The sequence below is a fragment of the Chryseobacterium sp. CS2K3 genome (genome assembly GCF_059515185.1).
Window position 1 is genome coordinate 23,393 of the sequence record NZ_JCAKRW010000008.1, and the last position, 12,044, is coordinate 35,436.

Genomic DNA, 12,044 nt, shown 5'->3' on the forward strand with positions numbered 1-12,044 from the left:
GGTCTAACTATTTTGAAGTAATTCTTAAAAATTTAAATTTGCAGACTTGATTTAAATGCAATGCATCGCTTTTTTATATTTTTATATTATCTGATTTCCAGGAACAAAATCCTCTCTGTATTTACAGCCTTAGGAATTGCAGCCCTATGCCTTTTCTTCGCATCCAAGATTCATTTTGAGGAAGATATCAATCAGATCATTCCTAAAAGTGAAAAATCCGATCTGACGGCAAAGGTGCTTAAACAGCTTAACTTTTCAGATAAGATCATTGTTATCATAGAAAAAAAAACCACCGAGGATAACTTTCAGCTTTCCGAAACAGCGGATACTTTTTTGCAGAAAACAGAACCTTTAAAAAAATACATCGGCTCTGTTCAAGGAAAAGTAAATGATAATGAAATCTCAGAAACCTTTGATTTTGTCAGCCAAAATCTGCCTTTATTCCTCAATGAAAATGATTATAAAGAAATTGAAGGAAAACTTCAGAAGGACAGTATTGCCCAGCAGGTAGAGAATAATTATATGTCCTTAGTTTCTCCTACAAGTCTTGTTACAAAAGAATTCATTAAAAAAGATCCTCTGGGGCTGACCTTTCTCGGAATCAAGAAGCTCAATGCTTTAAATATCAGTAAGGATTTCAAATTGGAAGACAGCTACATCGTCACTAAAGACGGAAAGAACCTACTGCTCTTCATTGATCCTAAAAATAAAAGTAACGAGACAAAAGGAAATGAGTTCTTTGTGGATCAGCTCAACACAATAAAAGATAACCTGAACAAAGAGTTTAAAGGCAAAACAGAAATAAGCTATTTCGGATCTCCGGTGATTGCTGTAGCCAATGCAAAACAGATAAAAAAAGACATTCAGAATACAGTGATGATCTCCATGACTGTACTTTTGATCCTCCTGATCTATTATTTCAGGAATTTCTTTACTCCCGTTATTGTATTTCTTCCTACGGTATTTTCGGTATTATTAGCCTTACTGATTCTGTATTTTATTAAGGATAAAATTTCAGCAATCTCTTTAAGTGTAGGCGCAATTCTTATCGGAATCACTATAGATTATGCACTGCATATTCTGACACATTATAAACACAATAACAATATTGAAGAGCTCTACAAGGAAATTACACAACCTATTGTATTAAGTAGTGCCACGACTGCTGTTTCATTTCTGTGTCTGGTATTTGTAAGATCCGAAGCTTTAAAAGATCTGGGGCTTTTTGCTGCAATTACAGTTATTTTATCTTCCATAAGCGCCCTGATTATTGTTCCTCAACTTTATAAACCAAAACATAAGGAAGAAAACCTTAACACCAATTTCATAGACAAGATAGGGTCATATCCTTATGAAAAGAATAAACCTTTGATTATTGGCTGCTCCATTATCATTATTGCATGTCTTTTTAGCTTCAGGCATGTAGGATTCAATGAAGATATTGGCGACCTGAACTATATTCCAAAAGAAATGAAGATCAGCGAGGCTAAGCTTCAAAAGCTTTCAGACATTACCTCAAAGTCTATTTATACAATTTCTTACGGAAATTCCGAAGAAGAAGCCCTAGCCAGAAATTCTCAATTAAGCTCTTTTCTTGAAAAGGAAAAAAAAGATGGTAAAATCCTGAGCTATAACTCTATCGGAAGCGTTGTTTTATCTGAAAAAGACCAACAAAAAAAGATTGAAGAATGGAAAAGCTTCTGGAATGATCATAAAAAGAATCAAACTATCTCAGAACTGATAAGTAACGGAAACAAATTTGGGTTCAATAGCTCTGCTTTTGATAATTTTCATGAAATTTTAAATAAAAACTATTCAACATTAGCTCTTAAAGACTACGAAAAGGTAAAAGCTCTTCAAATCTCTGAATTCATGAGCAATGAGAACGGTTTTTATACCGTTTCCAATGTAGTAAAAGTCGATGAAAAGAAAAGAGATGCCTTTATCAAGGATATTGAAAAAAAACATGATGCCCTTGCAATTGACCGCCAGCAGATGAATGAAAATTTCTTAGGATTGCTAAAGAGAGATTTCAATACCCTGATCAATTATTCCCTTTTAGCAATCATTCTAACGATCATTGTATTCTTCAGAAATTTTGAACTGACGGTTCTCACCATGTTTCCAATTGTTCTGACAGGAATTGTCACAGCTGGAATTCTTTATTTTCTGGGCTTGGAATTAAATATTTTCAGCACGGTTGTTTGCACACTCGTTTTTGGTGTGGGTGATGATTTCAGTATTTTCCTGACCCAGGCAATGCAAAAGGAACATACTACAGGAAAAAATGAACTCCCAACATATAGAACATCAATTATTTTAGCAGTATTTACCACAATTCTGTCAATTGGCTCACTGATCTTCGCAAAGCATCCGGCATTGCATTCTCTTGCTTTAGTCGCTTTGATCGGTATGTTTTCTGTAATTATCATTACCTCTACGCTATATCCGTTCTGGTTTAGGTTTTTCATTACTAACAGAGCAAAAAAAGGACTTTCACCCATTACATTCAGACTGTTATTAAATTCTTTGATCTCGTTTTTATATTATGGTCTTGGAGGACTGATATTTTCGGCATTCGGAAGTTTTTTTGTAAAAAATTCAAAAGGGAAAACATTGGATATTATTAAACTTATTTTGGCTAAGTTTTTAACTTCTGTGCTTTATTCCAATCCTTTTGTAAAGAAGAAGGTCATTAAAAACGCTAATGAAGATTTCAGCAAACCTGCTGTTATTATTGCCAATCACACCTCATTTTTGGATACATTGGCGATTGCAATGGCAACTCATAAAATTATTTATCTGGTAAATGACTGGGTGTATCAGTCTCCGGTTTTTGGAAAACTGGTAAGAGCTTTAGGTTTTTATCCGGTTTCTCAGGGCATTGAAAACGGAATGGATAAGCTGAAAGAAAAAGTAGCTCAAGGCTATTCCCTGGTCGTTTTCCCTGAAGCAGAAAGATCTTATACCAATGATGTAAAAAGATTCCATAAAGGTGCATTCTATCTTGCCGAGCAGTTCGAGCTGGATGTTCTTCCTTTATATATTCATGGGAATTCAGAAGTACTTCCAAAAGGAGATTTCATTATCTATGACGGAAGGATTACAGTAAAAGTAGGAGAAAGAATCTGTAAAGAAGATCTGAGTTTTGGTAAAAATTATTCAGAGAGAACAAAAAAGATTAATGCTTACTACAGAAATGAATTTGCTAAACTTAGAGAAGAAATTGAAGATGAAAATTATTTTAAAAAGCAGCTATTCTTAAGCTACCTATATAAAGACAGTGAAGTTGTAACGGAAGTAAAGAAAGATTTTAATACAAATAAATCAGTATATTTTGAGCTGAATAAACACATTGATAATGATGCTACTATTCTTCACATTGCTGATGACTACGGACAAAAAGATGTCTTACTTACTTTATATCAGGCTAGCCGAAGAATCTTTACATTAATAGATAACAATGACAAAAGAGCAACGGCAGCTCACAATTATTTAGTAAAAAGAAGAAAAATACAATATATTAAGGATCTTTCTGAGGTAAATAAGAAAATAGATGTGCTTCTTATTTCTGATGACCATTTTGATATCAATAGGATTCAGGAACTTCCTGACACTGTAATTTTTATTAATACTAAAAATCTCAGTCTTGAAAATGAAAATTATACATTAAAATTCAGTTCAGAATTATTAAAAGTATTTAAAACTGAATAATAAATATGAAAAACATATTTTTGTAAACGCTAAAAAGATTCCATGAAAAAAAATATACTTGTCATATATTATTCTCAAACCGGTCAGCTGGAAGATATTGTGAGAAATATTGCCAAGCCTTTTGAAACTCAAAGGGAAGAATATGATGTTACCTATTATAATATTAAATTAAAGAAAGACTTTCCTTATCCTTGGCCCGGTGATGTATTTTTTGACACTTTCCCGGAATCTTATTTACAAATTCCAAAAGAAATTCTGCCTCCTTCCGAAGAAATTCTGAACAAGAAGTATGACCTCATCCTGTTTGGATATCAGGTATGGTTCCTTACTCCGTCTATTCCTATTATTTCATTCCTTAAAAGCAGCTATGCAGAACAGCTCCTTAAAGACACTCCTGTTGTTACTATTTCCGGAACACGAAATATGTGGATGCTCTCTCAGGAAAAACTAAAAGTCTATCTCAGAGATCTAAAAGCAAAGCTTGTTGGAAATATTGCCTTAGTAGACAGACACGATAATTATACGAGTGTACTGACTATCGTACGATGGCTGACCACGGGACAGAAAGAAAAATCAGGACTTTTACCTGCCGCGGGTGTTTCTGATGAAGAAATAGCAGGCTCCGTACAATACGGCGACATCATCGAAAAGCATTTCAGAAGCAATGATCTGGCAAATTTACAACCCGATCTTGTAAAGAATGGAGCAATAGAAATCCGCCCGTTTCTGGTACGTGTAGAAAAGGTAGGAAATAAAATTTTCACAGTATGGTCTAATCTGATTATAAAGAAAAAAGAGAAACGTCCATTGCTGATAAAATTCTTTAAGGTATATTTGATGACTGCGATATGGGTTATCTCACCCATCGTATTAGTCTTACACCTTCTTACAACCCCTATATTTTGGTTTAAAAGACAAAAACAAAAACGATATTTACAAGGAATTAATTTAAAATAGAATGTACGACGTATTTATAACAAAGGCATCAAAATATTTACCCAACGAACCGGTATCGAATGATGAGATGGAGACGTATCTTGGGCTAATCAATGACGCGCCTTCTAAAGCGAGATCTCTTATTTTAAGAAATAATAAAATCACCACAAGATATTATGCTTTAGATAAGGAAGGAAACCCTACGCATTCCAATGCGCAGCTTACAGCAAAAGCAATTGAAGGTCTTTTTGATGAAAATTTCAAAAAGGAAGATATGAAATTATTATCCGTAGGAACTACATCTCCGGATCAAATTCAGCCTTCACATGCTTCTATGGTTCATGGTGAACTGAACATCGGAAAATCCATTGAAATCAATACCGCAACAGGACTTTGTAATTCCGGGATGAATGCGCTTAACTATGGATTCCTTTCTGTAAAGGCAGGTGTACAGGAAAGTGCAGTATGTGCCGGTTCCGAAAGAATGTCTGCATGGATGACGGCTGATAAATTCAACCATGAAGCAGAAAATTTAAAGCTATTAGAAGAAAGACCAATCATCGCCTTCAAAAGAGAATTCCTGAGATGGATGCTTTCTGACGGAGCGGGCGCTTTCCTATTACAAAATAAACCTAGAGAAAATGGCATTTCTTTAAAAGTAGAATTTATTGATTTCTATTCTTATGCTCACGAAATTGAAGCATGTATGTATGCAGGATGTGAAAAGCAGGAAGACGGAAGCTTAAAATCATGGGCAGATTATCCCTCTGATTCATGGTTAAAAGACTCTATTTTTGCCATTAAACAAGATACTAAAATCCTTGATAAATACATTCTGGTAAAAGGTGCAGAAAGCTTAAGAGCATCTTTTGACAAACATAATCTGGATCCTGAAAAAATTGATCACGTGTTAGCACACATCTCTTCAGGATATTTTAAAGATGGTTTAAAAGAAGAATTTGCAAAAAAAGGAATGGACTTCCCAGCTGAAAAATGGTTCTACAACCTTTCAAGTATTGGAAACATTGGTGCCGGATCTATCTTCGTAGCACTAGAAGAGCTGATGAATTCAGGTACATTGAAAAAAGGAGAAAAAGTGCTTCTTTGCGTTCCTGAAAGTGGAAGATTCGCCTATTCTTGTTCTTTATTAACCGTTTGCTAATGGAAAACACATTACCGACATCCGATAAAGATTTTGTACAGAGTCTTATTCCGCAGCGTGCGCCGTTTGTAATGGTACACGAGTTATCGGAATATTCCGAGAGTCATCTTATTTCCGGATTTGAGATTAAGGAAGATAATCTTTTCGTTCAGGATGAAGTTTTTCAGGCTTCCGGGCTGATTGAACACCAGGCGCAAAGTGTAGCCCTGCATACAGGTTACAAATATTATCTGCTCGGAAAGGATGCACCAACAGGATATATTGGAGCTATTAAATCTTTTGAAGCTGAAATACTTCCTAAAGTCGGAGATCAACTGAAATCTGAGGTAACCATCCTCAATGAAGTAATGGGAGTAACACTTGTAGACATTGTTACCAAATTAAATGATGAAGTGATTGCAAAATCTCAAATGAAAACTGCTGTAAAATAACTTTAATGGAAATCAGGGAAGAAAATATCATCAATATACACAACTTTTTACCTCATCGTGAACCGATGCTCATGGCAGACTATATTCTGGAACTGACCAAGGAAAAAGTAGTGACTTCCTTTGAAATAAAAGAAGATAACGTATTTGTTCATAACCATGAATTCGTTGAAGCGGGTTTAATTGAAAATCTTGCGCAAACCTGTTCATCCATTCTTGGACAAAGCTTTTTTGAAAACCCTGAAGCGGATACCAAAGTGATAGGTTTTATTACTAATATCAAGAAAATTGAAGTTTTCGGGCTTCCAAAAGTAAATGATAAAATCATTTCAAAAGCATCACTGATTTCCCAGTTTGAAAATATCTGCCATATCTACTGCGAAACGTTCAATAATGGTGAATTGTTGATCCGTGCAGAGATTAACCTGTTTATTCAGGAGGTAAAATCGTAAAAAGAAAGAAAAAGACTTTAAAAGCTGTACATTTTGTGCAGCTTTTTTGTTTTTTGATGATTACAAAGAGATTGGAGTGTTTTTTACGCTATGATCACAGAGGAAATGTTTATTCCTATTATTTTAAAGGTCGCAGAGGCATTTCACTTAGCTAAGGCTGCTATCTATTGCTACTTGGAGATTTTTTGTTTTGTAGGTTTGGCTAAAGCCAATGAACTTCGATTCTTTATTAGGCGGGCTAAAGCCCACCTCTATTGAATTAAAAAACATTAATATCAAACGACTTCCCTTTCTGAGTGAAACGCCTTTGTGATCGAAAATAACCACATTTATAATCCTTTTGCGAACCTTTGCGTTTTAACAATATTATCAAAAAATAATAATGAACACTGGTGGAATTATTGATAATATTCGTGTTAAAACAACAGCATATTTCACGTGAAACATTCCACATAACGGTGAAACAATTACCCTTACAACATCCCTATTTAAAAGAAAAAGTGGAACATCTCTGCTCCACTTTACCTATTATTAAAACTAAAAAAATTAGTATCCAAAAATCTCTTCAAGAGATACTTCCTGGAATTCACCCATTTTATTGATGGACTCCATATTCAGATTTTCCTTTTTACCGATGATAGCTGTATTGTATTTTACCGGCTTAATCTCCGTATTATAGAAACCTGTCAGTTGAGGTAATGTCAATCCTTGAATTTCAGCATACGTATCTTTTCTAAGGTCATAATCAACTCCTAATTTTTTCAGCGCTAACTGGCTGAAGAAAATGTTTGTTCTGTTAATTCTGTTAGAAGCGATCTGCTTTAATGCGGAACCTCTTGCATTTTCAAACTGTGTTGGAATCTGTGGTAATTCAGCCATCAGCTCATTCATTGCATTTACAGCAAGCGGAAGCTTATTTGCCTGTGTCCCGATATAATTGGTAATATAGTTTGCGTGTCCTTTTTCCGAAGCATTTGCATAAGAAACATAAGCAGAATATGCTAATGATTTACTCTCTCTGATTTCCTGGAAAACAATAGAAGATAAACCTCTTCCAAAGTACTCATTGAATACCGTAGACTTCCCGAAATTGCTTAGGTTTACAGGATTTGCTTTTGCTACTTTCGCCATTTCCATTTGTACCATGTCATAGTTTGCAAAATATACCTTTCCAGTTGTAGCCGGTTCAGCATATTCTTTAGCTTTTGCAGGCTGAAGACTTGTATTCGTGATATAAGGTTTTACTGCTTTTTCCATACCAGCCTGATCCTGTCCGTAAAGGAATACCTGGTAAGGATATTGGTTCAATGTTTTTACCTTTTTCATTAATTCTGCAGCATCAATACTTTCAAGACGGGCTTTAGAAATAACATCAGTCAGCCTTGAATCTTTCCCATATTTTGCATAATTGGAAAGAGCTCCCATAATTCTCACCTTATCTCTTTTAGCAGCATCTCTAGCTTCAAGGATTGTTTTAACCGTCTGGCTGTAAATGGTCTTATCAGCTTTTACATTCGTCATCCAGTGATTCATAAGCTCTACACCTTTCTTCATATTGCTTTCAAGCCCTGATAGAGTGATAACCGTCTGATCGCTGGATGTTCTGAAGCTATATGTAATTCCTAATTTAAAGAATTCTTCTTTCAGTTGTTCAGGCGTGTATTTATCTGTTCCAAGATATTCAAAAACTGTTCCTGCTAAAGAAAGTTCCTTATCATTATCTGTTCCGAAAGGGAAAATATAACTTACCTGAGCGATCTCATTGTACTTATTTTTAACAAAACTTACCGTCTTATCCTTTACCTGTGAAGTCTGAATAGCCGTTTTATAATCTATAAATTCCGGCTTGCTCTCTGTAACCTTCGTATTTAAAATATCTTTAAGGAAAGGAGACTGTGCTTCTTTATTCAGTTTAATAGGTGTAATTCCCGGGTTTTCTACTCTTACCAGCTTATCATTTACACCTTTCTCTTTATAAACAACTACATAGTTATCCTTAAAGAAATCGTTGGCAAACTTTACAACATCAGCTTTAGTGATTTTCTCATATTGATTGATCTCATCCAGCTCCTGTTCCCATGTTCTTCCCTTGATATAGGAATCATAAAGCTCTGTAGCAAGACCGTCAGCAGTTTCAAGACCCTTCATGCGCTGAACTCTCTTATCATTTACGATAGCTTTCAGCATCCAGTCCGGGAATTGTCCTTTTTTAACAAGTTCAATCTGATCCAGCAATAGCTTCTTAGCCTCATCGAAGCTCTGCCCTTCTTTAGGCGTTACAACCAATCCAAAGTAACCATATGTTTTAAATGGAGATTCATAAGCTCCGGCACCTAAAGTTTTCTGCTTTTGGTTAATATTAAGATCAATTAATCCTGCATCTCCTCTGTTGCTTAAAATTTCAGCTACAACATCTGCTAATCTTGCTTCCTGACTTCCATAAGAATCTGTTCTCCACGCCATTGTCATTCTTGCATTAGAAGGACTTTTTACCGTTCTGGAAACAATTTGAGTCATTGGCTCTTCTGAAACCATTTTTTTCATCGGAAGCTCCTTGTACTTGAAAGCACCGAAATACTGATCAACTAATTTTATAGTTTTGTCATAATCAAGATCTCCTACTAATACTACAGCCATGTTGTTAGGCACATAATAGGTATCGAAATACTTATGAATAGCCACCATTGAAGGACTCTTTAGGTGCTCAGAAGTACCGATAGTTGTTTGTTGCCCATTCGGGTGTTTTGGGAAAAGAGCTTCCATCAAAGCATAGTTTACAAGACGTCCGTCATTATCCTGCGCTCTGTTGTATTCTTCATATACTGCTTCCAATTCCGTATGGAAAAGACGAAGTACCAATTCTGAAAAACGTTCTTTTTCTACTTTCAGCCATTTTTCAAGCTCATTAGCCGGAATATTGTTCTTGTAAACTGTTTCATCCAGCCAAGTGTGGGCATTTGTTCCTGTAGCTCCTAGTGAAGAGATCGCTTTATCATATTCATTGGCGATGGCATACTTTGATGCTTCCTGAGAAACTTCATCAATCTTCTTGTAAAGTTCTCTTTTCTTTGCAGGATCTTTTTCAGCCTTATGCTGTTCATAAAGATCAGAGATCTGCTGTAACAAAGCTTTCTCTTTTGACCAATCCTGAGTTCCCAAATGAGAAGTTCCTTTGAAAACCATATGCTCTAAATAATGAGCCAATCCCGTATTATCACTTGGATCATTATTAGATCCTGTTCTCACAGGAATATAAGTTTGAATTCTCGGCGCATCCTCGTTTCTTGCAAGATATACCTTCAATCCGTTTTTCAAAGTATAAACCCTTACTCCGGCATTGTCATTCTTTACCGTTTCATAAGTGTAGCCTTGAGCATCCGTCAGCTTTTGTGTATCGAATTTCTGAGCCATTGCACTTAGCATGCAGAAAAGCGAAACAGAAATAAAAAACTTCTTCATAGTTGTTATTTAATAATTATTTTCCTATCCAATTTCTACTCATTAGTATTATTATACAGCGCAGTTGTTACAACTAAGCTTTACAAACATCAATAATAATTACTAACTGTATTTTTTATGATTCCAATATCTATAATTAGTTAAACACTTAAGCATAGTAAACTGCAAAAATTACGTTTGTACAAATTGTTTAAGCTGAAAGAAAAAATGAAAAAAATTAATCGGCAGCTCTTTAAATGGAAAAAAAAGCAATAACTCATCCTATGAACTTTTAAACATCAATCCTTATACAGGCTCAGTTTCACAGCAATACGGTCATCAAAATCAGTGTAATTTTCATATTATGTATTTTCACTATTTTAGCCAACTGATTAAAAGAATCAAAACAGGTGAACCATTTTTCATCTGGAATCTAAAAAAATTAAACATTATTTAGATGAAAAAACAAGACCTACCTCAAGACGAAAGTAATCTGAAATCCGCCAACATGACAGAAGTCTTATATGTAACGGACGAGAATGATAATTATACAACAGCAAACAGCACAGGCTGGAATGCAAAAAAAGCTGCTTTGGATGAGTCTATGGAACTAATTCATGAAAGAATAGATGAAGCAAAGCAAAACGTTGCCAATAATACCGTAAGCCCAATCGTTTATTTTATGGAACTGAATAAAATGGACCTTGGCGTACTTGCCTCTTATGTAGGAATGTGGCAATGGAGGGTAAAAAGGCACTTTAAACCCAAAGTATTTAAAACACTAAGCGAAACTGCACTGAAAAAATATGCTGATGCATTCGGAATTTCAGTCAATGAATTAAAAAACTTCGATGGGAAATAATGTAATGAAGCATATGCAACATTCCATTGAACCAATGAAAAAGATATAGCGACCAATGAAATTAAACTTTGAACACCATCAGACTGCGCATTGCGAAAACGGTGTTGCTTCTAATCTACTGCTTAACAGAGGACTGAAACTCAGTGAGCCTATGATCTTCGGGATCGGTTCAGGATTGTTTTTTGTTTATCTGCCTTTTTTAAAGGTAAACTTTGCGCCGGGCTTCAGCTATCGTCCGATGCCGGGTGCAATCTTTAGTAAAGCGGCAAAAAGATTAGGAATTAAAATCAAAAGAGAAAAATTCTCAAATCCTCAGGATGCTCAGAAGGCACTGGAAAGAAATTTAGAACAAAATATACCCACAGGACTTCAGGTAGGAGTTTTCAATCTTACTTATTTTCCTGAAGAATATAAATTCCACTTCAATGCTCATAACCTTGTAGTATATGGTAAGGAAGACGGAAAGTTTCTGATCAGTGATCCGGTAATGGATTACACTACTTCCCTTTCAGAAACTGAACTGGAGAAAGTAAGATATGCCAAGGGAGCACTTCCTCCAAAAGGACATATGTATTACCCGATCTATATTCCTGAAAATATTCATTTGGAAGAGGCTATTAAAAAGGGAATTAAAGATACTTGTAAAAACATGCTGGCTCCCGTTCCACTTATTGGCGTAAAAGCAATGCGATGGGTAGCAAAAAGTATCCCGAAATGGGCTGAAAAGAAAGGTACAAAAGTAACGAACCATTATCTTGGGCAGCTTATCAGAATGCAGGAGGAAATCGGGACCGGTGGTGGTGGCTTCAGATTTATTTATGGAGCTTTTCTTCAGGAAGCAGCCGTTATCCTTAAAAATGACGAACTAAAAGAACTTTCCAAGGAAATCACTTCTATCGGTGACCTTTGGAGAGACTTTGCCGTGGATATTGCCAGGGTGTACAAAAACAGAAACTCAAAGAGCAATATTTACAATGAATTATCAAAAACAATGCTTCATATCGCAGATTTAGAAGAAGCTTTCTATAAAAAACTGAGAAAAGCGATCTGAT

Annotated in this window: 8 protein-coding genes; 7 read left to right on the forward strand and 1 reads right to left on the reverse strand. The window is 35.3% G+C overall.

The window, feature by feature from the left end:
• Positions 1–60: 60 nt before the first annotated feature.
• From AC5YGG_RS14375 to AC5YGG_RS14395, 5 genes are read left to right on the forward strand one after another with little or no spacing between them, the layout of a single operon-like run.
• The gene (locus tag AC5YGG_RS14375) at positions 61–3,714 is read left to right on the forward strand and encodes an MMPL family transporter (protein WP_496145163.1); all 3,654 of its coding nucleotides are present in this window, start codon (positions 61–63) and stop codon (positions 3,712–3,714) included.
• A gap of 42 nt (positions 3,715–3,756) precedes the next feature.
• Positions 3,757–4,671 carry a dialkylresorcinol condensing enzyme DarA gene (locus AC5YGG_RS14380; protein WP_496145164.1) on the forward strand — a complete coding sequence of 305 codons (915 nt, stop codon included), beginning with the start codon at positions 3,757–3,759 and terminating at the stop codon, positions 4,669–4,671.
• A 1-nt stretch (position 4,672) separates the two neighbouring features.
• The gene (gene darB, locus AC5YGG_RS14385) at positions 4,673–5,812 is read left to right on the forward strand and encodes a dialkylresorcinol biosynthesis protein DarB (protein ID WP_496145165.1); all 1,140 of its coding nucleotides are present in this window, start codon (positions 4,673–4,675) and stop codon (positions 5,810–5,812) included.
• Positions 5,812–6,243, forward strand: coding sequence for a hotdog family protein (locus AC5YGG_RS14390; protein ID WP_496145166.1), 432 nt, complete (start codon positions 5,812–5,814; stop codon positions 6,241–6,243). The genes darB and AC5YGG_RS14390 overlap by 1 nt, the downstream gene beginning before the upstream one ends.
• 5 nt (positions 6,244–6,248) lie before the next feature.
• On the forward strand, positions 6,249–6,692 hold the full coding sequence (locus AC5YGG_RS14395) for a hotdog family protein (RefSeq protein WP_496145167.1): 444 nt from the start codon (positions 6,249–6,251) through the stop codon (positions 6,690–6,692).
• 546 nt (positions 6,693–7,238) lie between these two features.
• On the opposite strand, the gene AC5YGG_RS14400 is transcribed toward AC5YGG_RS14395, so the two are convergent.
• Positions 7,239–10,151: a M16 family metallopeptidase gene (locus AC5YGG_RS14400; RefSeq protein ID WP_496145168.1), complete on the reverse strand. Its 2,913-nt coding sequence runs from the start codon at positions 10,149–10,151 to the stop codon at positions 7,239–7,241.
• 436 nt (positions 10,152–10,587) lie between these two features.
• Between AC5YGG_RS14400 and DarG the strand changes: the two genes are divergently transcribed.
• Together DarG and darH are read left to right on the forward strand one after the other, a co-directional pair.
• A complete protein-coding gene (gene DarG, locus AC5YGG_RS14405) occupies positions 10,588–10,992 on the forward strand; it encodes a flexirubin biosynthesis protein DarG (RefSeq protein ID WP_496145169.1) in 405 nt (134 codons plus the stop codon).
• A 55-nt stretch (positions 10,993–11,047) separates the two neighbouring features.
• Entirely contained in the window at positions 11,048–12,043 is a 996-nt protein-coding gene (gene darH, locus AC5YGG_RS14410) for a BtrH-related acyltransferase DarH (protein ID WP_496145170.1), read from the forward strand.
• The last annotated feature ends 1 nt before the right edge of the window (position 12,044 follow it).

Excerpts from the sequence above, each read along its gene's own strand:
- AC5YGG_RS14400 (WP_496145168.1), bottom strand. The coding sequence starts at position 10,151 with ATGAAGAAGTTTTTTATTTCTGTTTCGCTTTTCTGCATGCTAAGTGCA.
- darH (WP_496145170.1), top strand. The coding sequence starts at position 11,048 with ATGAAATTAAACTTTGAACACCATCAGACTGCGCATTGCGAAAACGGT.
- AC5YGG_RS14395 (WP_496145167.1), top strand. The coding sequence starts at position 6,249 with ATGGAAATCAGGGAAGAAAATATCATCAATATACACAACTTTTTACCT.
- darB (WP_496145165.1), top strand. The coding sequence starts at position 4,673 with ATGTACGACGTATTTATAACAAAGGCATCAAAATATTTACCCAACGAA.
- AC5YGG_RS14390 (WP_496145166.1), top strand. The coding sequence starts at position 5,812 with ATGGAAAACACATTACCGACATCCGATAAAGATTTTGTACAGAGTCTT.
- DarG (WP_496145169.1), top strand. The coding sequence starts at position 10,588 with ATGAAAAAACAAGACCTACCTCAAGACGAAAGTAATCTGAAATCCGCC.
- AC5YGG_RS14375 (WP_496145163.1), top strand. The coding sequence starts at position 61 with ATGCATCGCTTTTTTATATTTTTATATTATCTGATTTCCAGGAACAAA.
- AC5YGG_RS14380 (WP_496145164.1), top strand. The coding sequence starts at position 3,757 with ATGAAAAAAAATATACTTGTCATATATTATTCTCAAACCGGTCAGCTG.